Consider the following 23,122-nt stretch of genomic DNA (forward strand, 5'->3'; position numbering starts at 1 on the left):
ACCGCCGTGATTGACGCCCGTCCCCCCCCCCGCCTACTATGCCTACCGACGATTGCGCCGGATTCCCTTCCTTCATGACCTATTGCCTTGCCATCACCCTCGACGACGGACTGGTATTCGCTTCCGATTCCCGCACCAATGCGGGAGCAGACCAGGTCTCCATGTACAGCAAGATGCACACCTTCGAACTGGAGAAGGAACGCGTCTTCGTACTGCTGACTGCGGGCAATCTGGCCACCTCCCAGGCAGTCCTGTCCCGTATCAAGCGGGACATTGAGGACGAAGCCGAGGAAAGCCTGCATTCGGTACGGGGTCTGTCGGATGCCGCCGCCTACCTGGGGCGCATCAATCGGGAAGAACGGGAAAAGCATGACGAGACCCTGACCAAGGCGGGTTTCAGCGCCGATGCGTCCTTCATCCTGGGCGGACAGATCGGGCGGCAGACACCGGAGATCTACCTCGTCTATCCACAAGGCAACTTCATCACCACCTCCAGCCACACCCGCTTCCTGCAGATCGGCGAAAGCAAGTACGGCAAGCCCATCCTGGACCGTATCATCGCCCGGGAGACCCCGCTGGGGGATGCCGCACGCTGCGCCCTGGTATCCATCGACTCCACCATGCGCTCCAATGTCACCGTGGGTCCCCCCATCGAAATGATCGTCTACGAGCGCGATGCCCTGACGTTCGAACATTATCTGTGCCTGGACGCGGACGACGAGTATCTGATGGATCTCAAACGCGCCTGGGATGACAATATCCGGCACGCCTTCCAGGATCTGCCCCGGTTCGACTGGGAGGCCTCCCGCCGCAGCCGACACCGGGGCAGCCAGTTGACCACCACGGGCAAACCCGGCAAGAAGCCCGGGAAAAAGTCCTGAGACGCACCGCGTTCGGTCAACACCTCCCCCAATTTGCTGAAATCCTGACCTATATCCGTTCAAACCCGCGTTGATCGGCTATTTTCGCTGTCATCCGCACCGTTTTTATTTCGCATGTCGACGGCATGTGGGTAAACTGCGCAGCAGACTTTTTGCGCTGCAACAAAAAGTTATTTGATCATAACCAAAGTCAACCTGATAGAGGGGAGGTCCATGGACCAAAGTACGATCGATCGTATCAAGGCGGATCCCAATTTCCAGCAGCTCGTCAAGAAGCGGTCAAGGCTGGCCTGGGGACTGAGCGCACTCATGCTGTTGGTGTATTACGCCTTCATCATGCTGGTGGCTTTTGCACCGTCCGTGCTGTCCATCCGTCCCTTCGGTGACAGCATCGTCACCCTGGGCGTGCCCATGGGCGTGAGCATCATCGTGTTTGCCTTCCTGCTCACCGGCATCTATGTCTACAAGGCCAACACCGAGTTCGACAAACTGAGTGAAAAAGTAAGGGAGCTTGCCAAATGAAAGTCCTGCTAGCCCTGTCTTTCGCGGCATTGCTCATGGCTTCGGCCAACGCCTACGCGGGGGATGGCATCAGCTATGCCTCCACCATCATGTTCCTGGTCTTCGTGGTCGCCACCATGGGCGTCACCTACTGGGCGGCCCGGCGCACCAAGACCGCCTCCGACTTCTACACCGCGGGCGGCGGCATCACCGGTTTCCAGAACGGCCTGGCCATCGCCGGCGACTACATGTCCGCAGCCTCCTTCCTGGGGATCACCGCGCTGGTCTATACCTCCGGCTTCGATGGCCTGATCTACTCCATCGGCTTTCTGGTGGGCTGGCCGGTGATCATGTTCATCATGTCCGAACGCCTGCGCAACCTGGGTAAGTTCACCTTCTCCGACGTGGTGTCCTTTCGCTTTCAGCGCACCCCGATCCGCGTGTTCTCGGCCTTTGCCGGCATCACCATCGTCCTGCTCTACCTGATCGCCCAGATGGTGGGCGCGGGCGCCCTGATCCAGACCCTGTTCGGTCTGAGCTTTGAAGTGGCCGTGGTCATCGTGGGCATGCTGATCATTGCCTACGTGACCTTCGGCGGCATGCTGGCCACCACCTGGGTGCAGATCATCAAGGCGGTGCTGCTGCTCTCCGGTGCCACCTTCATCGCGGTGATGGCCCTGTACCTGTCCGGCTTCAGCCTGGAGACCCTGTTCCGTACCGCAGCGGAGACCCACCAGAAAGGTGAAACCATCTTCGATGTGGGCGGCCTGGTGAGCGACCCGATCTCCGCCATCTCCCTGGGTATCGCCCTGATGTTCGGTACCGCCGGCCTGCCGCATATCCTGATGCGCTTCTTCACCGTGCCCAGCGCCAAGGAAGCCCGCAAGTCCGTGTTCTATGCCACCGGCTTCATCGGCTACTTCTATGTGCTGACCTTCATCATCGGCATGGGTGCCATCGCCTTCGTGATGGGCAACCCGGCCTACTTCGACGAAGCCGGCAACATGCTGGGTGGTTCCAACATGCCCGCGGTTCACCTGTCCCATGCCCTGGGCGGCGACCTGTTCCTGGGCTTCATCTCCGCCGTGGCCTTCGCCACCATCCTGGCGGTGGTAGCCGGTCTGACCCTGGCCGGTGCCTCGGCCATCTCCCATGACCTGTACGCCAGCGTGATCAACAAGAAGGCCACCAGTCAGCAGGAGATGCGGGTGTCCCGCGTGGCCACCCTGGTGCTGGGCGTGATCGCGGTGCTGCTGGGAATCACCTTCCAGAGCCAGAACATCGCCTTCCTGGTGGGCCTGGCATTCACCATTGCCGCTTCCACCACCTTCCCGGTGCTGATCATGTCCATGTACTGGGGCGGCATGACCACCCTGGGCGCGGTACTGGGCGGCACCCTGGGCCTGATCTCGGCCGTGGTGATGGTGGTCCTGGGTCCGAACGTGTGGGTGCAGGTGCTGGGTAATGAACAGGCCATCGTGCCCTACAGCAACCCGGCGCTGTTCACCGTGACCATTGCCTTCCTGGGCATCTGGATCTTCTCCCTGCTTGACAAGTCCAAGCGGGCGGCGGTGGACAAGGCGCTGTTCGAAGCTCAGTACATCCGTGCCCAGACGGGTATCGGCATCGACAAGGCCTCGCAGCACTAAGGCGGCCACCATGAAGCCCTTCTCCCCGCTCCGGGGAGAAGGGCTTTTTTGTGCCCGTCTTACCCTTCCCGCACCACGTCCACCCGGACTTCCAGGGCGTGGGAATCGCCGCCGCCGAACAGCACGCCCTTGACCGGCGTCACATCCGTATAGTCCCGTCCCCAGGCCAGGGTAATATGCCGATCCATGGGGATCAGGTTGTTGGTGGGATCCAGGTCCAGCCAGCCCTCGCCCGGGATGTACACGGAAAACCAGGCATGGGAAGCATCGGCCCCTTCCAGCTTTTTCTGCCCCGGCGGCGGCAGGGTTTCCAGATAGCCGCTCACATAGCGCGCCGCCAGGCCATGACTGCGCAGACAGCCCAGCGCCAGGTGGGCAAAGTCCTGGCAGACCCCGCAGCGATGACGCATCACCATGGACAGCTCCGTGCTCACGGAAGTAAACCCCGGCCGATATTCGAAATCCTGAAAAATCCGCCCCATCAACTCCTCCACCGCCTCGCGCAGGGGTCGCCCCGGCAAGAGGGAGCGGGCCGCATAGTCATGCAACTCCGATAACAGCGGCACCTGGGGCGAAGGCAGCACATATTGACGGGCGTCCAGGGTCTCGGACGTGTTCTCCTGCAACAGCCGATCGCACACCGTTTCCCAGGCCTGCAGACCCCGTGGCTCCGCCCCGGAGGGCTGCAGGATCACCTGACTGCCGGCCGTGATCTCCAGTTCGCGATGGCTCTGCCGGATACTGAAGCAATGGACCCGGTTGCCGAAAAAATCCAGCCGCTCCGCCTGGTAACCCGGTAGCGGTGACACCTGGATTTCCAGCGACTGCAGGGACTGAACGGCCGTGTCCCGGGGTGCCAGATGAAGCTCGTTGTGGCACAGGCTCACGGGACCGGGATAGTGGTAATGGGTGACATGCCGGATACGATACTTCATATCCCCGGTACCGGCAGATTGGAGACCAGCAGATGCTGGCTGCGTGTGAAATCAAAATAGGATCGGCTCAGGGCTTGAGAGGCGCTGCCGAGCAGGTGCTGCTGGCGTGCCAGACACTGATCCAGTGCCTGACGATGCCCCCCCTGCGCATCCGGCTGCGTCAATTCGCGCAACTGCAGGCGACGCAGTTCAGTGCGAGCCTCCAAGATCAGGCGCTCCGCCGGGGTCAGGCGCTCGTCCCGCTCAGTGCGCGGCATGGCCGCCCCGTGGCACTCCAGGGCCGCCAATTGAAAACCCAGGGAACGAGGGTTTCGCTCGTCGACCAGCAGGCTGTCCAGCAGGGCCTCCGGACGCAGTGCCTGGGGATCGGCGGCGGTGTTCTCGGCATAGTTAAGGACCGCTTCCAGCAGCGGCGGTTCGTCCTCCGGCGCACAGGGACGCACCAGGGTGGCCCGCAGCAGGCTGGTCAACAGCAGCCCCCGCTCCAGACGTCGCCCGGCGTCCAGGAAGACCCAGTTCAGGTGCCTGGGCGTGCTCTCCTGGGCCAGACCGGACATAGCCAGCAGGTGCGTGATGAGTTCATCCAGGTTGCGTGCCAGGTGTTCCGGATCATGGGGTCGCCACTGCCCCAGGGCATTGCTGCGCTCCTGCAGGCCCGAGATGACCCGCCAACTGTCACCGGAGATGCGGTCTCGCAACTCGTGACCGGCCCGCAACAGGGCCTGCAGGGTAAAACCCAGGCTACCGATGCGTTCACGATTGAGGATGAGTTCCAGTAATTCCGGTGCCGGATCGGCCAGGGCGGTCTCCGCCCCAGCCAGGACAAAACCGGGATACGTGGCCGTTAGATGAGTCAGTGCCCGCAGCAGGGTGCGCAGGGTGGCATCCCGGGTACCGATGGCACCGGACTCCCTCACCAGGCGGCGGCGCGTCAGCACCACCTGTATGAGCCGCAGGGTGCCCTCGGCCCGCTCCGCATAGCGCCCCATCCAGAACAGATTTTCCGCCACCCGCCCCGACAGCGATACCGGCGTACCCAGCCCGCCCACCATGGGCATGGCCCCCACCAGACCCAGTGACGGTTCGGCCTCGGAGGCCAGCACCCAGGTATCCTTGCTCACGCCGCCTGCCTGATTCGAGACCCAGGCGGCGCCCCGGGAACCGGCCACCCGGGACAGGCCGCCGGGCATCACCACGTAATCACCTTCCCGGGCACACAGGTAGGTCCGCAGCCAGCCACGACGGGGCTCCAGGTCCCCTGCCGGCCCCAAGGCCGGCAGGGTGGACAATTCCAGCCGTTCCTGGGCCACGAAACCACGAGGATTGGCATGGATGCGGTCCTTCAGGGCCTCACGCTCGGAACGGGAGAGCGTATCGCCGAACAGAGTGGCACTGCGGCCCGGCTCCAGATCGCGGATCACCAGCTGTTCCAGTCGGGACAGTACGTACTCCCGCTGCAGGGGGTCACCACACCACCAGGTTTCTACCGTGGACAGGATCAGGTCCTGCCCCAGCAGGTGGCGGGCAATGGCGGGCAGATAGGCCGACAGGGCCGGACACTCCAACACACCACTGCCCAGGGGGTTGACGATGGCCACCCGCCCCTGTCGCGCCACCTCCAAAAGACCCGCTACCCCCAGCCGGGAATCCTGACGCAGTTCCAGCGGGTCACAAAAGCTGTCATCCACACGACGCAGGATCACGTCCACCGGCTCCGGACCGTTCAGGGAGCGCAACCAGACCCGCCCTTCGGAAACCACCAGGTCCTGCCCCTGCACCAGGGTGTATCCCAGGTAACCGGCCAGGTACACATGCTCGAACCAGGTCTCGTTGAGGGGACCGGGGGACAGTAGCACCACCCGTGGGGCATCCGGCCCGGTGGCGGGCGAAGGCAACCCGATCAGACTTTGGCGCAGGGTCTGGAAGAAACGGGTGAGGCGATGGGCCTGGGCATCCCGATACAGGCTGGGGAACACCCGGGACAGGATCACCCGGTTCTCCAGGGCATACCCGGCCCCGGAAGGGGCCTGGGTACGGTCCCCCAGGACCACGAAATGTCCATCGGGACGGCGCACCAGGTCGGCCGCATACAGGGCCAGGGGATTGGGGACCTCGGGCAGACTGCCGACACAGGGACGCAGAAACCCCGGATACCCATAGATCAGTTCCAGGGGCAGCAGGCCCTTGCGGATCAGTTCGCGGGGACCATAAAGATCCTTGAGGATCAGGTTCAGAAGTTCCGCCCGCTGGATGAGGCCGGTCTCGATGACGGCCCATTCCTTGCTTTCCAGCACCATGGGCACCGGATCCAGCGGCCAGGAGCGCTCAGCCCCCTGAGGGTCGGAATAGACGTTGTAAGTGACCCCGCTTTCCCGCAGCAGGCGCCCGACATCCGCGGCCCGCTCCGCCAGCCCCTCCCGTCCCAACTGCGCCAAGGCCCCCATGATCGGCTCCCATTGCGGACGCAGGGCACCCTCGGGCGTGAGCAGCTCATCAAAGCGGTTCCCGGACAGGGCGTATTCCGGGGTCAACAGCGGCAGGGGCGCGTGGACAGCCATGAGGTAAGCCGGGCCGGGGCCCGGTCAGACAGCCCTGTCCAGACTGAACCAGGTGTCGGCGATCATGTCGTGCAATTCATTCATCTCCTGCTGGAGCTGGTCGATGAAGCGGTGCAGTTCATCTGCCTCCAGAAGCTTGTCGACGTTGGCTTCCATCACATGACGCCTGACCTGAATGGCCAGGCGCAAGGCGATCTCGTTGCGGGGCAGATTGGTCAGACTGATTTCCACCTCGCCCAGGGCATGGGCCACGGCACGGGGAAACTCGCGGTCCTGAAAGATGAATTTAAGCACATCCTCGCCATTGACCCGTCGCCGTACATGCTGGCGATACATCTGGAAGGCACTGAGGGACTTGAGGATATTCACCCACAGCAGGCTCTCGAACTGGGCCATGGCAGCCTCGTCCTGAGGATCGTTGCTCAACAGCCCCATGGCCCCCACATCCAGCAGGCGAGTGGTCATATCCGCCCGCTCCAGATTACGGCCGGCGCGAATGAAGTCATAGGCCGCGTCATGACTCATGGTGCCCGCCAACATGCCGGTAAGCTGCTGGCAATGGCTGATCACCTTGACCAGGTACTGATAGCGTCCCCGCTTACTCAGCCCGGTGTCCACGGCGGAGTCGGCATAGTGATACAGCTCGTTCACCGTCTCCCAGACCTCGCTGGGGACCAGATCCCGGGTGGTACGCACATTTTCCCGGGCCGCCCGCAAGGCATTGAGAATAGATCCCGGGTTATCGCCGTCCGCCAGCAGGAACTTCACCACGTTGCGTTCATCGTACTTGCGGTAGTTCTTTTCGTAGATCGATTCATTGCCGGTAATGGACACCATACCCCGCCAGGACAGGCGCACGCTGCGGGGCATGTCCAGGGCCAGATGGTTGAAGGCGGTGACCATGCGCGCGGCATTCTCGGCCCGCTCGATGTAGCGGGCCATCCAGTAAAGACGTTCGGCAACACGTGAAAGCATGGGGTCAGGCCTGCAGGTTGAGGGACAAGGACGAGGTCATTCCGTATCGACGATCCAGGTGTCCTTGCTCCCCCCGCCCTGGGAGGAGTTGACCACCAGGGAGCCTTTGCGCAAGGCTACCCGGGTCAGGCCACCGGCAGTCACGTCGGTACGCACCCCCTGCAGGATGAAGGGGCGCAGATCCAGATGGCGGGGCTCCAGATGACCATCGCACAGGGTGGGTGAGGTGGAGAGCTTCAGGGTGGGCTGGGCGATATAGTTGCGCGGGTCCTTGCGGATCAGCTCGGCGAACTCCTGGCGCTGCTTGCGCGTGGCATGGGGGCCGACGATCATGCCGTAGCCACCGGACTCATTGGCGGGTTTGACCACCAGATGTTCCAGGTTGGCCAGCACGTACTCCCGCTCCTTGGGGTTCATGCACAGATGGGTGGGCACATTGGGGATGATCGGGTCCTGGTCCAGGTAGTAGCGGATCATCTTGGGCACGAAAGCATAGACCACCTTGTCGTCCGCCACCCCCGCACCGGGGGCGTTCACCAGGGCCACGTTGCCCTTGCGCCAAGCCCGCATCAGTCCCTTCACCCCCAGCATGGAGTCGGGATTGAAGGCCTCCGGATCCAGGAACAGGTCATCAATGCGCCGGTAGATCACGTCCACCCGTTCCAGACCCGCGACCGTGCGCATGTAGACACAGTCATCGTCACTCACCACCAGGTCAGCCCCCTCCACCAGTTCGGCCCCCATGCGCTGCGCCAGATAGGCATGCTCGAAATAGGCGGAGTTATAGATGCCGGGGGTCAGTACCACCACCTGCGGATAGTCCATGGGGCGAGGGGACAGGGCAGCCAGCATGTCAAACAGCAAAGAGGGGTACTCGTCCACCGGGCGGATGCTGTAGTTCTCGAACAGTTCGGGGAAGACCCGCTTGGTGACCTGGCGGTTTTCCAGCATGTAGGACACCCCGGACGGGACGCGCAGGTTGTCCTCCAACACGTAGAAGGTACCGTCGGCATCGCGCACCAGGTCGGAACCGCAGATGTGGGCCCAGACACCATGGGTCGGCTGGATGCCGATGCATTGCTCGCGAAAGTTCTTCGACTTGGCCAGTACCGACTTGGGAAAGACCTTGTCCTTGACGATGCGCTGTTCGTTGTAGAGATCGTTGATGAACAGGTTCAGGGCCGTGAGCCGCTGGGCCAGCCCCGCCTCCACCCGTGCCCACTCACTGCGGGGGATGATGCGGGGGATGATGTCGAAGGGCCAGGCCCGGTCGATGTTACCCCCTTCGGTGTACACCGTGAAGGTGATCCCCATCTCCACGATGGCGTGCTCGGCGGCCGCCTTGCGTTCGTGCAGTTCCTCATCGCTCAGGGAGCGCAGATAATTGGTCAGGGTGAGTGCTGCCTCCCGTGCCTGTCCCGGGGCGGCGATGAGCTCATCATAGAATCCAGCCGGGTCGTAGGACTTCCAGTCAATGGTCATGGGATTTTCCGTGGTTCCTGGGGCGGGGCGCGCTGGTGACGGGTGGACATTCAGCCGGGCTGGTCGGCAGCCTTGACCACGACCGGCCCATCGCCACCGCCCTCCAGCGGCACCGGGGCATCACTGCTGCGATAATGAACCAGTTTCCAGTAACCGAACAGATTGGTCTTGTGCACCCCCACGCGATGGAGATCCGGCCATTGCGGCAGGCTGTCCAGTTCCATGTCAGGACGAAAACCCATGAGACGGGAGAGCGGACGCAGCATCTGCTCCAGCCGCCGCAGAAAAGGATGCCGGGAGGCGAAATGATTGATCACCACCACATCCCCGCCGGGTACACAGACACGGCGCATCTCCGCCATCAGCCTGTCCGGATTAGGCACGACCGAAGCCACATACATGGCCACCACCCCGTCAAAGCTGTTGTCCGGAAACGCCAGCGCCTCCGCATCCATCTCCAGCAGGGCCTCCACCTGGGGCAGCGACTCGTCCCGGGTCCGTTCCCGAGCCAGCTGCAGCATGTCAGGGCTGATGTCGATACCGACCACACGGGCATCCCGACGATATTCCGGCAACGACAGGCCGGTGCCGACACCCACTTCCAGAATGCGCTGCCCGGGACCATTGTTGACCAAGTGCACAGCCATGCGCCGGCCCCCGGCGAAGATCGGTCCGAACACCCTGTCGTAGTAACGGGCATAGCGGCGGTAGGCGGTGCGGATTGAAGATAGGTCCATGGGGTCGGATCACTTTTTGAGTGTTAGCCTGTTTTAACGAGTCAAGGCGGCAGATTCAAGTCAGGATACTATGTATCCGCTCCCCATTGGGGTTAGAAAGTTCGGGGGGTGAGAGGGAACGAATGCTCAAAGGAGTAGCATGACATTGTTGATTCACTGTGACACCCGCCAAGGATCCCGGACCCATGCTGATTGAGGGTGACTTTCGTCCGGCCTGGTGGCTGCCGGGCGCCCATCTGCAGACTCTCGCGCCCACCCTGATGCGCCGACGATCACTGATCCCCCTGCGACGGGAACGCCTGGAGCTGCCCGATGGGGATTTCATGGATCTTGACTGGGCGCCGGAGCAGCCCGGCCCCCGGGTGATCCTGTTCCACGGGCTGGAAGGTTCCAGCCGTTCGCCCTACGCCAACGGACTCATGCGACGCCTGCACGACCAGGGGTTCCAGACCCTGACCATGCATTTCAGGGGCTGCAGCGGCGAGCCCAATCGCCTGCCCCGCAGCTATTTTGCCGGTGACACCGGGGACATGGCCTGGCTGGTCGAATACCTGTTGCGGCAGGATCCCGCAAGACCCGTTGCCGCCATCGGTGTCTCGCTGGGAGGCAACGCCCTGCTCAAGTGGCTGGGGGAAACCGGCACGGACAATCCTCTGGCTGCCGCCGTCGCCATCTCCGTCCCCTTCGACCTGGATCAGTCGGCCCGGCGCATGGAACAGGGTCTCTCCCGCTTTTACCAATGGTATCTGGTAGGGCGCCTGAAGCGTTCCACCTGGAGAAAGTGCCGACTCATGCCCATGCCCCTGAACTGCAGCACCCTGAAGCGGCTGCGAACCTTCCGGGAATTCGACGATACCGTCACCGCTCCCTTGCACGGTTTTACCGGTGTGGATGATTACTACACCCGCTGCAGTTCCCGACCCTATCTGCGGGGTATCCGCCGCCCTACCCTCATCCTGCACGCCCGCAATGACCCGTTCATGACGCCGGGGACAGTCCCCACGGCCGATGAACTCTCGCCCAGCACCCGCCTGGAACTGACCCGGGGTGGCGGTCATGTGGGTTTCGTCGAAGGCGTGGGGCGCTACTGGCCTGAACGCAGGATTGGAGACTGGCTTGGGGGCATTTTTTTGAGCACCCCGGGTTAGCCCGTCACGGGTCAAAGGGTATGATCGATGGAGTCCCGGGGCAGGCTACGCCAACCTGCCCCGGGGACTGGTATTGCAGCGATAACGGCCCTGAAGGAATACCCAAGGAGAACAATAAAGTGCTTCAGACCTTGATCGACTTTAACAACTGGCTCAATGGGGTCGTCTGGGGCCCGCCCTTCATGATCCTGCTGGTGGGCACCGGTCTCTATCTCACCTTCCGCCTGGGTTTTTTCCAGTTCACCCATCTGCGCTTCGCCTGGCAGCGCACCTTCGCCACCCTGTTCCGTAAAAAATCCGCCCAGGACAAGGGCGCCATCACCCCGTTCCAGGCGGTGTCCTCGGCCATGGCGGCCACCATCGGCGTCGGCAATATCGCCGGCGTGGCCACCGCCATCGCCCTTGGGGGGCCGGGGGCCGTCTTCTGGATGTGGATGGTGGCTCTGGTGGGCATGGCCACCAAACTGGCCGAAGCCACGTTGGGCCTGAAATATCGACGCGTGGAGGATGACGGCCGGGTCTCCGGCGGGGTTTTCTATTACATCGAGAACGGCCTGGGCAAGCGCTGGAAGTGGCTGGCCGTACTCTATGCCATCCTGGCGGGACTGGCCGCCTTCGGCATCGGCAACATGGTGCAGGCCAACACCATGGCCCATGCCATGGAAACCGGACTGGGCATCCCCAACTGGGCCACCGGCATCGGCGTCATGCTCCTGGTGGGCGCTGTCACCCTGGGGGGTATCAAGCGCATCGCGGTGACCGCGGAACGCATCGTGCCCACGATGGCCCTGATCTATGTGATCGGCGCCGTTGGCATCCTGATCAGCTACTACGACCAGATCCCCGGCGCCTTCGCACAGATCATCAGCGGTGCCTTCACCCCGGCCTCGGCCATCGGTGGTTTTGCCGGCGCCACGGTGGCCGGTGCCATCCGCTACGGCATTGCCCGGGGGATCTTTTCCAACGAGGCCGGTCTGGGCTCGGCGTCCATCGTCCACGCCCAGGCCCGTAACAAGCCCTTTGCCCAGGGCCTGTGGGGCATGTGGGAGGTGTTCATCGATACCCTGGTGATCTGCACCATGACCGCCCTGGTGATCCTGGTGACGGGGGTGATACAGACGGGACAGACCGGGGCCGAACTCACCACCAGCGCCTTCTCCCTCGGCCTGCCGGGCCTGGGTGGCTGGGTGGTGCTATGTGCCATCGTGCTGTTTTCCTACACCACCATGCTGACCTGGAACTTCTACGGGGAAAAGAGCTGGGAGTATGCTTTTGGTAAACGGGTCATCCTGCCGTACCGAATCATCTTCATCGGCTTTCTGTATCTGGGGGCCATCGGCGGCCTGACCACCATCTGGGATATCTCGGACACCCTCAACGGCCTGATGGCGGCGCCCAACCTGATCGCCCTGCTCCTGCTGGCGGGAGTACTTGCCAAGGAGAAGGTGCAATACCTCAAGGAGCAGAAGGAGGAAATGCGCAAGGAGAAAGAGAACGGGCAGGATGACAAGGAAGGCCCCGGCTGAAGCCGCAAGCCCCCCGCCCCTGACCCCTCTCCCCCCCCCGGGGGAGAGGGGTTTTGATCCCTTACTGACGCTCGATGGGGGCATCCTCGCTGCGGCCGTAGGCAAAGATGCCCAGACCCAGGATCATGACCCCCAGGTAAGGAGAGAGCTGCCACAGCACCCCGAACATGCCCAGTTCCGGAGGCACCCTGGGCAGGGCGTAGAAGATGCCGGCCAGGCCGGCAAGAAAGACCAGGATTCCAATACCGATACGCACGACATAGACCCTCTTGTTCCGATGGCGGCCGTCACCCTACCAGATCCGGCCCCGGACATCCTTGCGCTGACGCAGGGTCCTGTGCAGTCATTCCGCATCCCCACCGTTATGCCTGCGATTGCGCCTCGCCTGGTGCTCGCTCGCCTGTTCGACCAAGTGCCGTGTCGCTTGGTACGAGCGCTGACAGAATGCCCGGAAGGGCGCCTCCTGGGCCTCGGTGGGCCAAACACCGGTTTTGGCGGTGAGCTGACCGCTGGCCAGTTGGTATTGGGCCAGGATGTCGATGTACGCCTTGCGGTCGCGCACGTCGATCACCACCGGCAGGTGGCCGGAGCGCAACACGGGGATGTTGCTCAACAGGCGGGCCATGCGCCCGTTGCCATCCCAGAACGGATGCACATGGACAAACCCAAGATGCAGCCGGGCGTAGGCATCGACGGCGTCCGTCTCGCTCAATGGTTCAGCGGCAAGCCGATTGAGCTCGGCCAGCCACTCGGTCATCAGCGCGGGCACGTCTTCGGGTGAGGCATATTCGATGAATGTCTGGCGTCCCTCATCGGTGACGGCATAGGTCCCGTTCGGCTCCACCTTCCACGTTCCAAAAGGCTTATAGATGTCCGTCACGGTTTCCGACTGCACCGCCCGATGCAGCGTGAAAAGGTGCGACTCGGTGACTGTTCCGCCCAGCCCCTGGTAGATCAGCTCGATGGCTCGCGCATGCCCCATCACCTCCTGGTGATCCTTCAACGGCTTGCCGGAAACCGTCAGCCCTTCCTCGATGACGAATTTGGTTTCACCCAGGGTGAGGGTGTTGCCCTCCAGCGCGGTGGAGGTATGGGTCCACAGGTCGCGGATCTGCCTCAGCAACGACTGTTGCAGATCGCGGTCGAGTCCATCGAGGGCTTTCAGCCTGGGCATCGTCATCGGTTTAGAGGTCGGGTGGCCGATATATTTTTTTCGTACATCAGCGGCACTCCTTTTCCAGGGCCAGATTAACACCGTGCCCTTTATCCCAGTTTTTGCTCAGCACCTTTTCGATGTTCTGACTCCACGCCGCCTTGAAAGCGGGATCTGAAGCAAAGAGCTTGTACAGTTCCAACTGTTCTTAAAAACCTAAACAAAATTGCTCATGGTGGTTTTTTGGTCATTCGCTCTCCGTTGATAGCACCCGGTTTGATCCGGGCGAGCAACTGGAGTCCTGGTTGAGCAGTCCCAACCGGAGGCACTCAGTCCGTGCTTGCAAGATCGCCTTCACCGTTGGATACGGCGTGAACCGCTCGATGTCCGGGTCGGACAATCTTGCCAGCACGTTTTGCGCAGCATTCTGGTCCGCCTGCAACACAACCCCGTCGAAACAGTGAAACCGATCCCCTTGGCGTTTACCCAACAGGCATCCGTTACGGGAATCCATTTGCGATGTGTAGGCAGGATTGACCAGAACGACCGCAGAACCTCTGCGGCTCGAAACGCTATCAAGCGCTTCGGCAATGACACCTTTCGTCCAGGCTGCAAGCCTGCGATTGATGTTCTTGCCGAAGGACTTGCCCGCCATCGGGGCTGTGAGGTCTTCCGCCGCAATCACGGCGGCTTTGTCGACGACCTTGTGAACCGACTGAAAGACGATGTCGCCAATACGCGCACGGGTTTTGTCCATCTGGCGGTTGAGTTTTTTGCGCCCGAGGTTGAAGTGGCGGATGTGCTCACGCTTGCGCGGGTTGCGCGTGTTATTGGCCAGCGCGCGCAGTTTGGCGCGACGCTGGTATTTGATCTTGAGCCGGTCGGATTGCTCGGTCAGCACCTGGCCGAGTTCCTGACCGTGGTGGTCGCCGTCGGAGTCCACCAGGACTTCGGAGTAGCCTTTATCGACGCCGATGGTGCGCTCGCCGCAGTCCTTTTTGGACTCGACTTCAACGGCGTAGTGGACTTCGATGTGGTCATCATCAGTGATGATGATCCGCAGCATGCCAGTGGGCGCGACAGTCGTATTGAGCGGGATAGCGATACGCTGGCCTTTGACGAGGCCGGGAATCTTGATCCAGGTGCGCCCGCCAAGGTGAAAGGTGGTGTAGTTGTCCGACCGGACGATGATCTGGTTGTGAGTATGGTTGTGGCCATGATGCCAGTGCTTGCGCATGATCCGGCGCAGATAAGCGTCGCTCGTCCAGTCGTTGGCCTTGAGCGCGGTGAACAGGCGCTTTTGCTCGGTCTTGTCTTGGGTGTGGCACCAGATGCAGCGGCGCGCCTTGACCTTGGCGGCTTCCATGCAAGCGGTGATGTCGCCCTTGGCATCGCGCAGAGTCTCTTTCCAGGCATTGGCCGAGACAGGAAAAACGCGCTTGTCCTTCAGCCATTGGTCACGAATCTGGCGATCCGACACGCCCACACCTCCGACAGACCCAAACCGCTGCCAGACCTCGGAGCGCACCTGCCCAAGCCTGCGCGCTTGCTCGCGTAAGGCAGCGACCTTGCCCTGGTTCGGGCGCTTGGCATGCAGAATCCGCGTGACCTTCATTCGCAGGCGTCCTTCACCCACTCATCCACCGCGATCCCCGCGCTCAGGCAGTAGGTTTCCAGTGCTTTGGCCTGGGAGGCAAGATCGTCTTTTTGCCCAGCGCTGGAGACCCGGCAATACACCACCACATCGCGCGTCTTGGGTGCCCCGCCCAGCATCAGGCGAACATCGGACTCATCGAAATACCGATGCCCAGAGGGCAGGCGCTTGGCCTGCAACTTCCCCTCCCGCTCCCAACGCCGCACGGTCTGTACTGACCGCCCAATGCGCTTGGCAAACTCACCTATGCTGTATCTGCTACTCATAATGAGCAATTATAGATTGCTTTGATAATAAATCAAGCAACTGTTAATTTCTCCTTACACCACCTTGATTTTGCCGGTGACGGCGGCGTTGATCAGGCAGGTTTTGTATTCCTTGAGGGTGGTGATTTGGGATTGTTTGATGGTGATGGCGTCCTTGATTTTCTCGATGCCATCCCAGATAAATTTTGCAATTCTTGATTGCTCATCCACGGGCGGTAATGGAATGAAAATATTCTTTAATGCTGACGCATAGGTGTGTACGATAATCTCACCCTTAGATGATTGGGCTTTCTTCTCGACAAATCCATTAGAGTTCAAGCAAAAACTTAAGAATAGTGGATCATTCTCTATTTGTCTGAAAATGATGAAATCCCCATCAGAAACCGCCTTTTCGACACCTCGGAACAGCACACACCTCCCTATATCTTCTCTTGTTTCTCCTGAGCCATTAAAAAGTAAATCACCCTGGTAAATAGCAACCGATTGACTTGCAACGGCCGTTGAAATTGTCCGCACTGGCCTGTCAATTACAAAATCATATTGCGTATAGATGTCACCGTATAAAACTGCATCAGTCCCAGTTTTATTAAAGTCGGATTTCGAAAAGCCACCACCTTTTGAAAATTTCCCAAAAGAGGCGAGCCTCTTCACCTCCCAATGCGCCGGAATTTGACCAAGCCAGTCGATGCCGCTGTCCTTCATGGGGGCGTCGGGGTTCAGGCCACGGGTGACGGCCTGTTGGATCAAAATCTGCCGCCGCTCTTGCAACAGGGCGATCTGCGCTTCCTTGATCTGCACCGCCTCGTCGATCTTGGTGCATTTTTCATCAGGGAATGCGGCGATGGCGTGTTGCTCGGGGAGAGGTGGTATAGGTATGCGCGAATGCGAAAGCTCAACAAAGCTAATGTTCTTGCCCTCCCTAATCCCGACCACAGAAGCCTGAAGTTCAGAGATAAAAGCACTGCTCTTAAAAAGATGGCGATAGTAGCCGGGTTCGAGGTTAGGGTCTGGGATATCCCCACGAATTCATGCAGGAATCCCGGCGGCAAACACGGTTCGTATGGCCGATCTGATGCGCTGTAAGGTGTCGTCGAGGATGTTGGCTGATTCTCGCCGTAACACCCTCAAGCCCAGGAAAAAATGGGATAACACCCGTCGCTTGGCGGTGTTCGGCTGATAATGACGGTGGCGTCCCTCATGCTCTGCCGCCAGACCTACCAACCAGGCCGCGAAACTGGCCAGGGCGGCAATCAACAACAGCACATCAAATCGTTGCGCGGAGCGGGAGCGGGAACGATTCACGCCAAGCCCATAGTGCTCGTTTTTGCTCGATCTGAAATCCTCCTCGATACCCCATCAAAAAGACCGCCATAGAAGCATTTTTGACAACCCCAGAAACGCCGTCAATACTTGATGTTAAAGCGTTGTTGGGGTTGGCACGATGGCTGGATCAGCGGCGTGACCCGGAGGACTCCAATCGACTGGAGTCACCTGCCACGGGAGCGGCAGGAGCCCTTGATTGCGCTGCTCAGTCAACTGGTGGAGCGCCGGCTCCGGGAAACACCACCCGAGGAGCCAGCACATGATCACCGACCACCCCGTGAGTTCGTCGCCCGGGCTCGGCCCGTTTGCGGGCAAGATTCAGCCGACCCACCGCAAGCGCATGGTGGCCATTTACATTCGCCAGTCGACGCTGCAACAGGTTGAGCGTCATCAGGAGTCGACACGACTGCAGTACGCGCTCGCGGATCGTGCTGTTGAACTGGGTTGGGCGCCCGATCAGGTATTGATGATTGACGAGGACCTGGGGCGCTCTGGAGCCCACGCCGAGGGAAGGCCTGGTTTCCAACGGTTGATGACCGAAGTCGGCCTTGATCATGTCGGCATTGTCCTGGGTATCGAGGTCTCCCGTCTGGCACGCAGTTCGCGCGACTGGTACCAACTGCTGGAAGTTTGCGCGCTATTCTCTACCCTTATCGGTGATGCTGATGGGCTGTATGATCCACAGACCTACAATGATCGGCTGTTGCTGGGATTGAAGGGAACCATGTCGGAAGCCGAGTTGCATATCCTGAAACAGCGGATGTCCGAGGGCAGAAAGGCCAAGGCCCGGCGTGGTGAGCTCAAATTCGCATTGCCGATGGGCTACATGAGAGACCTCGGTGGAACGGTCATCAAGGACCCGGACGCTCAGGCCCAAGCGGCCATCGCGACCGTCTTTGAGCAATTTGCGCGGTGTCGCACAATCAACGGGGTCTTGCAATATCTGGTCACTCACCAACTGGCGCTCCCCTATCGTATCCGCACTGGACCTCAGACCGGACAACTGCAGTGGCGCCGTCCCAACCGGGTCACCCTGAGCAATCTGCTGCATAACCCCACCTATGCGGGCGCCTACGCGTATGGGCGGCATCCAACTGACCCGCGCCGATGCCAACCTGGTCGGCCCGGCACCGGGCGGACCGTGGCTGCCATGGAGGATTGGAAGGTTCTGATCAAGGACCACCTGCCTGCCTACATCAGTTGGTCGCAGTATGAGGCCAATATCGCACAGATGGCCGCCAACACCGCCCAGGCCGGAGGGTGGGTGCGCCACGGAGTATCGCTGCTGTCGGGGCGCCTGATCTGCGGACATTGCGGTTTGAGTATGGCTCCCCAATACTCCAATGGCGGAACGCGCTTGCGCTACAGTTGCTGTCGAGAGGCGACGGATTATGCTGGGCCGTCCTGTCAAACGCTGGCTGGAAAACCGATTGATGCCCTCATCGCCCGTTTGGTTCTGGAGGCCCTGGAACCTGCGGCCCTGGAGATCAGCATGCAGGTGGCAGCGGATCTGGAAGGCGAACGGGCGCGCCATCATGCTGACTGGAATCGACGCCTCGAACGTGCGCGTTACGAGGTCGAGCGGGCCGAGCGCCAGTACCAGGCGGTGGAGCCGGAGCATCGTCTGGTCGCCCGTACACTAGAAAAGCAGTGGGAGGCCGCCCTCACCACCGAAGCGCAGATCAAGGCCGACTATGAACGCATGCGTGCCAGCGAGCCTGCCACTTTATCGGCGGCTGAGCGCGACCGTATTCGCCAACTTGCCGCCGACATCCCGGCGCTCTGGCGGGCTTCTACCACCACCAATGCGGACCGCCAGAGTATTGTTCGGGCGCTCATTGAGCGGGTCATTGCCACCGTGATTGATGACAGCGAGCGGGTCACAGTGGAGATCCACTGGGTCGGCGGGCATCGTACCCACACCCTCCTGGTGCGTCCGGTGGCGCGTTTGGAGCAACTGAGTTACTACCCCCAGCTCGTCGCCCGCATGCTGGAACTGAATCAGGCCGGGCACCGCTGCCGGCAGATCGCCGAACAGCTCAACGCCGAGGGCTGGCGCCCCGCGAAGCGGCGCGAGACTTTCAATGGCCCCATGGTGGCCAATTTGCTCATCCGTGAAGGTGTCCGGGCCGGCCATTCTCCCGCCAAACCCACCCCCTGGCCCGAACGCGGGGCGGATGAGTGGCCCATAACCGAACTGGCCTTTATCCTGGAAATGCCACCGGTCACATTATTCAGCTGGATACGCAAAGGCTGGGTGCAGGCTCGACAAGTCATCCGTGCGGGTCGTCACCAATGGTTGATTTGGGCCAACGAGCCTGAGATTGAGCGCCTGCGCGCGCTCCGCAACGCGCCTCATGAGTGGATAAAAGACCCCGAATCCCCGTCCGATGAATCCAACGGTGGACCCACATGATCCTTTTACGGAGGCAGCATGGCTGGTAAATCTCGATTTTCCAACGCTGACCTGTGACCCAAACCAGCGTCTCGACAGATACCCAGTCTTTAGGGGCATGGACCACGTAATAGGCCAATTCATCCGGTTTCGAGAGGCTTCGCCGGATCAGAAGATAGTGCCCCCAGCGGCGTGCCTCTTCTGTAGGCTGCAGTCTTGCCAGGGGCGTCAATGCCCAGTCATACCAGCGCTCCCCCTTGCTGCCCGAACCGGCAGACAACATCTGCCATTGATCCTCCGGAAGTGCCGCCGCGATCTCGTCAGCTCGCGTGCAATCGAAGCTCTTCCACCATAAAGGTTCGTTACAAGCGACTTCTAAAACAAAGGGTTACGATCGATCTTCCAGCCAGAGACGCAGGCTACGGTTGCCACCATAGACGCTATCGCCCGTCACCCAGGAAGCCGGTATCCCCTGGTCCAGCACACGCTCCAGCATCCTGCGGGCAAGCTCCGGCTTGCTGGCAAAGTCGACATCATCGGGGATCCCAGCACGCCGACAACGTTCTCGATCCTGTGTCCAGGACTTGGGCAAGTAGAGGGCGCGATCCAGGAAAGCATGCCCTGCCGGACTAGCGTAGAGAAGAAAGACCCCAATCTGACTGTTCTCGATACGACCGGCGGTGCCACTATACTGACGTTGCACGCCAGCAGAATGCTGCCCTTTCTTGACAAAGCCCGTCTCGTCCAGGACCAGAACACCTTCAGGGGAGCCCAGCGTATCGATGACCCACTGGCGGAGAACATCACGTGCCGCATCCGCATCTCAGCAGGCACGATCCAACAGGTGCTGCACCCCATCTGGGGATTTATCTCCGAGCCATTCGGCGAGGTGCCAGCTATTCTTTCGTTCGCACTGACTGAGCAAGCCCTGAACGTAACATAGTGCACGATCGCGCGTTTCCGCACGTGGAAAAAGCGGGCCTAAACGTTCCGCCAGGCCATCGAACAAGGCTGAGACAGAAAGATCCTGCGTTTGCATCCTTCACCTTGTGATCGCTGGAATATGAAGTGGTTCAATTGTAGCGGACACCCCGTTAAGCCTCGTAGGCTATGCATCGGAGGTGTTCATGAGCAAGAAGGCACGACGTCGATACACGGCGGAATTCAAGGCTGAGGCAGTGGCATTGGTTGAGCGCCAGGGATATGGGGTGGCCGAAGCTGCCCGGTCTCTGGGAATCAATCGCAGCCTGTTGGATCGGTGGCTGCGCAAGGAACGTGAGCGGCAATCTCCCCAGCATGACCAACAGGAGGGCCAGGCCGAGGAGTTGGAACGACTTAGGGAAGAGAACCGTAAACTACGGATGGAAAAGGAAATATTAAAAAACCTCCGAGCCGCAGCCACGGCTGCCGTTCCCCTATGCACAGAAACCCCGGCACGCAGTTGCATTGAGCCGAGTGGGTTGCCAACCTGTTCGGGTCGAAAGCAGCGGCCGTCTGCCCATTGGTGGTTTGACCCCGTAAAAAAACATGGTCCGGGGATTGTTGCGGACCCTGCATTGGTGACACGACTTCGTGATCCCGTTTAGGAAGGTGCTTTTTCTCCGCACTCCCCGCTTTCGGCGCACTCGTTCTTGACCCGAAGCGGAGGTCTGCATGAACAGGTCCAAGAAAAAACGTTCCCAACAATTCTCGGTGGTGCATCCGGATGCGGCAGGCATCGATATCGGGGCAGAGTTCCACGTCGTGGCCATTCCTCCCGATCGCGGTCCTGAGACGGTGCGCTCGTTTCCGAGCTTTACACAGGATTTGCTGGCTCTGGCCGATTGGCTGCGTGAGCATCGCATTCGGACCGTGGCTCTAGAATCGACTGGGGTCTACTGGATTCCGGTATTTGAGATTCTTGAGGCGCGAGGGTTTGACGTGATCCTCACGAATGCGCGCGAGGCGCGCAATGTTCCCGGTCGCAAAAGCGACGTGAACGACGCCCAGTGGCTCCAGAAGCTGCATCAGTTCGGGCTCCTGCGTGCGAGTTTCCAGCCGAGTGCTGAGATCGCGGTCCTACGCACGTACCTGCGCCAGCGGGAACGACTGCTGGATTACTGCAGTGCACACATCCAGCACATGCAGAAGGCGCTGATGCAGATGAACGTGCAATTGCATCACGTGGTGACGGACATCACCGGGGTCACCGGCATGTGCATCATTCGTGCGATCATCGCTGGGGAGCAGGATCCGCTCGTTCTTGCGGGCCATCGCGATCCCCGCTGTAAGGCATCGGTGGAAAAGATCACCCAAGCGCTCACGGGACATTATCGGCCTGAACACTTATTCAGCCTGACCCAGTCCGTGGAGTTGTACGACTTCTATCAACGGCAAGTGCAGCAATGCGATCAACGCATTGAGGTCGCATTGACGGCGTTGGAAGTTCCCGGGCAGTCGCCACAGGCGCCACTGCCCAAAGCACGCCACAAGACCAAGGCCCCCAACTCCCCCACATTCGATGTTCGTGCCGCGCTCTACCGAGCGCTGGGACTCGATCTGACCCAGATCCACGGGCTTGGCCCCTATGTATCATTGAAGCTGATCGCGGAGTGCGGCACGGACATGACACGCTGGCCGACCGCCAAGCATTTCACATCTTGGTTGTGTCTTTCTCCAGGCACCAAGATTTCCGGTGGAAGGGTACTGTCCTCACGAACTCGGAGGTCTTCCAGCCGAGCGGCCGCAATTCTACGGCTGGCCGCTACCACATTGTCGCGCACCGATACCGCACTCGGGGCCTTTTATCGTCGCCTGGCATCCCGTGTAGGAAAAGCAAAGGCGGTGACCGCAACTGCACGCAAGATCGCCACGCTATTCTACAACGCGCTTCGCCACGGCATGGACTATGTCGATCCTGGCGCCGATTACTACGAACAGCACTATCGCGAGCGCGTGGTCCATAACCTGCGCCGGCGCGCTCAGGCGCTGGGGCTGGAAATACGGGAACCCGCACCACCCCTGGAGGGGGTTTCTTAGGAAGGCGGCGGCCTTCTTCGCCAAAGAGTCGAACTGAGGTATGAGTTCATCCAGGTGGAGAAGGCCAACTTTAAAGTGGTGGATTTGTGTCGGGTCATGCAGGTCAGCCGCAGCGGCTACTATGCGTGGTGTCAACGGGGGCCGGATCCGGACAGAACCCGGCGGCTGAACATGGTCAAGAGCATCCACAAACGTAAACGAGGCAGTTACGGGAGCCGACGGATGGCGAAGGAGCTGCAGCGGCGTGGAGAGCCTGTAGGACGCGCTCAGGCCCGCAGCCTCATGCGCGAGGCCGGAGTGGAAGCTCGGCAGCGGCGACGTTGGCGGGCCACCACGGATAGCAACCATGGGTACCCGGTGGCGCCGAATCGATTGGAGCGGTGTTTCCAGGTGTCGGAACCCAATCATGTTTGGGTGGCGGATATCACTGCCGTGTGGACACTGCAGGGCTGGCTGTATCTTGCTGCGATCCTGGATCTGTACGACCGGCAAGTGGTGGGCTGGGCAATGGGCGATCACTTGCGGGCTGATCTGGCACTATCGGCACTGGAGATGGCTGTGGGGCGCCGTCAGCCACCCTCGGGCCTGACCCACCATAGCGATAGGGGTAGCCAGTACGCATCGCGTGTGTACCGAGAGCGCTTGGAGAAGTACCAGATGGTGGCCTCCATGAGTAGGAAAGGTGACTGCTGGGATAACGCTGTCATGGATCGTTTCTTTGGTTCACTGAAAAGTGAGTGGCTGGCTGGCCAGCGTTATCTCAACCGTGAGCAGGCCCGGCAAGACATCGTTCAGTACATCGAGATGGAGTACAACAGCGACCGGCTCCACTCGTCCCTGGGGTACATCACCCCACAGCAACATTTTTTAGCGGTTGCTGCTTAATCCGTGTCCGCTGCGACTTGACCAGAACAATATCAA

The 23,122-nt window shown here is 60.7% G+C and carries 19 protein-coding genes and 3 pseudogenes; 9 read left to right on the forward strand and 13 right to left on the reverse strand.

What is annotated here, in order from left to right; translation table 11 throughout:
• Positions 1-74 precede the first annotated feature (74 nt).
• From LQ956_RS07265 to LQ956_RS07275, 3 genes are all read left to right on the forward strand, one after another.
• Positions 75-881, forward strand: a complete 807-nt coding sequence (locus LQ956_RS07265) for a proteasome-type protease (RefSeq protein ID WP_238621418.1) — start codon at positions 75-77, stop codon at positions 879-881.
• 213 nt (positions 882-1,094) lie between these two features.
• Positions 1,095-1,403 carry a DUF485 domain-containing protein gene (locus LQ956_RS07270; RefSeq protein WP_238621419.1) on the forward strand — a complete coding sequence of 103 codons (309 nt, stop codon included), beginning with the start codon at positions 1,095-1,097 and terminating at the stop codon, positions 1,401-1,403.
• Positions 1,400-3,031 carry a cation acetate symporter gene (locus tag LQ956_RS07275; protein ID WP_255722028.1) on the forward strand — a complete coding sequence of 544 codons (1,632 nt, stop codon included), beginning with the start codon at positions 1,400-1,402 and terminating at the stop codon, positions 3,029-3,031. Before LQ956_RS07270 ends, LQ956_RS07275 begins: the two co-directional genes overlap by 4 nt.
• 59 nt (positions 3,032-3,090) lie before the next feature.
• On the opposite strand, the gene LQ956_RS07280 is transcribed toward LQ956_RS07275, so the two are convergent.
• From LQ956_RS07280 to LQ956_RS07300, 5 genes are read right to left on the reverse strand one after another with little or no spacing between them, the layout of a single operon-like run.
• Positions 3,091-3,966: a transglutaminase family protein gene (locus LQ956_RS07280; protein WP_238621420.1), complete on the reverse strand. Its 876-nt coding sequence runs from the start codon at positions 3,964-3,966 to the stop codon at positions 3,091-3,093.
• A complete protein-coding gene (locus LQ956_RS07285; protein WP_238621421.1) occupies positions 3,963-6,524 on the reverse strand; it encodes a circularly permuted type 2 ATP-grasp protein in 2,562 nt (853 codons plus the stop codon). The genes LQ956_RS07280 and LQ956_RS07285 overlap by 4 nt, the downstream gene beginning before the upstream one ends.
• Before the next feature lie 24 nt (positions 6,525-6,548).
• Positions 6,549-7,499, reverse strand: a complete 951-nt coding sequence (locus LQ956_RS07290) for an alpha-E domain-containing protein (RefSeq protein ID WP_238621422.1) — start codon at positions 7,497-7,499, stop codon at positions 6,549-6,551.
• 36 nt (positions 7,500-7,535) lie between these two features.
• Positions 7,536-8,981 carry a circularly permuted type 2 ATP-grasp protein gene (locus tag LQ956_RS07295; RefSeq protein WP_238621423.1) on the reverse strand — a complete coding sequence of 482 codons (1,446 nt, stop codon included), beginning with the start codon at positions 8,979-8,981 and terminating at the stop codon, positions 7,536-7,538.
• A 50-nt stretch (positions 8,982-9,031) separates the two neighbouring features.
• Positions 9,032-9,718, reverse strand: a complete 687-nt coding sequence (locus LQ956_RS07300; protein ID WP_238621424.1) for a class I SAM-dependent methyltransferase — start codon at positions 9,716-9,718, stop codon at positions 9,032-9,034.
• Positions 9,719-9,903: 185 nt separating this feature from the next.
• Between LQ956_RS07300 and LQ956_RS07305 the strand changes: the two genes are divergently transcribed.
• On the forward strand, positions 9,904-10,866 hold the full coding sequence (locus LQ956_RS07305; RefSeq protein WP_238621425.1) for a hydrolase: 963 nt from the start codon (positions 9,904-9,906) through the stop codon (positions 10,864-10,866).
• A gap of 119 nt (positions 10,867-10,985) precedes the next feature.
• Positions 10,986-12,392 (forward strand): alanine/glycine:cation symporter family protein, encoded by a 1,407-nt coding sequence (locus tag LQ956_RS07310; RefSeq protein ID WP_238629673.1) that lies wholly within the window; start codon positions 10,986-10,988, stop codon positions 12,390-12,392.
• Between the two features lie 61 nt (positions 12,393-12,453).
• Here the strand turns inward: LQ956_RS07310 and LQ956_RS07315 are convergent, their stop codons facing one another.
• The 7 genes and pseudogenes from LQ956_RS07315 to LQ956_RS07340 all read right to left on the reverse strand — a co-directional run bounded on the left by LQ956_RS07315 (position 12,454) and on the right by LQ956_RS07340 (position 16,767).
• Positions 12,454-12,648: a hypothetical protein gene (locus LQ956_RS07315; protein ID WP_238629674.1), complete on the reverse strand. Its 195-nt coding sequence runs from the start codon at positions 12,646-12,648 to the stop codon at positions 12,454-12,456.
• A gap of 87 nt (positions 12,649-12,735) precedes the next feature.
• A complete protein-coding gene (locus tag LQ956_RS07320) occupies positions 12,736-13,572 on the reverse strand; it encodes a Fic family protein (protein ID WP_238629675.1) in 837 nt (278 codons plus the stop codon).
• Between the two features lie 40 nt (positions 13,573-13,612).
• Positions 13,613-13,747, reverse strand: a complete 135-nt coding sequence (locus LQ956_RS14950) for a hypothetical protein (protein ID WP_255722033.1) — start codon at positions 13,745-13,747, stop codon at positions 13,613-13,615.
• Positions 13,748-13,792: 45 nt separating this feature from the next.
• Positions 13,793-15,160, reverse strand: coding sequence for an RNA-guided endonuclease TnpB family protein (locus LQ956_RS07325; RefSeq protein ID WP_238629676.1), 1,368 nt, complete (start codon positions 15,158-15,160; stop codon positions 13,793-13,795).
• A gap of 8 nt (positions 15,161-15,168) precedes the next feature.
• Positions 15,169-15,465: pseudogene (locus LQ956_RS07330) on the reverse strand (MerR family DNA-binding transcriptional regulator); the annotation flags it as partial.
• Between the two features lie 54 nt (positions 15,466-15,519).
• A complete protein-coding gene (locus LQ956_RS07335; protein WP_238629677.1) occupies positions 15,520-16,398 on the reverse strand; it encodes a restriction endonuclease subunit S in 879 nt (292 codons plus the stop codon).
• Between the two features lie 93 nt (positions 16,399-16,491).
• Positions 16,492-16,767, reverse strand: a complete 276-nt coding sequence (locus LQ956_RS07340) for a hypothetical protein (protein ID WP_238629678.1) — start codon at positions 16,765-16,767, stop codon at positions 16,492-16,494.
• 280 nt (positions 16,768-17,047) lie between these two features.
• Between LQ956_RS07340 and LQ956_RS07345 the strand changes: the two genes are divergently transcribed.
• The gene (locus tag LQ956_RS07345; RefSeq protein ID WP_238629679.1) at positions 17,048-19,204 is read left to right on the forward strand and encodes a recombinase family protein; all 2,157 of its coding nucleotides are present in this window, start codon (positions 17,048-17,050) and stop codon (positions 19,202-19,204) included.
• Positions 19,205-19,235: 31 nt separating this feature from the next.
• Here the strand turns inward: LQ956_RS07345 and LQ956_RS15090 are convergent.
• Positions 19,236-20,222: pseudogene (locus tag LQ956_RS15090) on the reverse strand (IS701 family transposase); the annotation flags it as partial.
• 88 nt (positions 20,223-20,310) lie between these two features.
• Between LQ956_RS15090 and LQ956_RS07360 the strand changes: the two are divergent.
• The 3 genes and pseudogenes from LQ956_RS07360 to LQ956_RS07370 all read left to right on the forward strand — a co-directional run.
• Positions 20,311-20,769 (forward strand): transposase, encoded by a 459-nt coding sequence (locus LQ956_RS07360; RefSeq protein WP_238629681.1) that lies wholly within the window; start codon positions 20,311-20,313, stop codon positions 20,767-20,769.
• Positions 20,770-20,836: 67 nt separating this feature from the next.
• Complete coding sequence (locus LQ956_RS07365; protein WP_238629682.1) at positions 20,837-22,201, forward strand: IS110 family RNA-guided transposase; 1,365 nt, start codon at positions 20,837-20,839, stop codon at positions 22,199-22,201.
• Positions 22,202-23,086, forward strand: a pseudogene (locus LQ956_RS07370) (IS3 family transposase); the annotation flags it as partial.
• Positions 23,087-23,122 lie beyond the last annotated feature (36 nt).

The organism is Ectothiorhodospira lacustris (assembly GCF_022227845.1).
In the GTDB taxonomy this organism is placed as follows: domain Bacteria; phylum Pseudomonadota; class Gammaproteobacteria; order Ectothiorhodospirales; family Ectothiorhodospiraceae; genus Ectothiorhodospira; species Ectothiorhodospira lacustris.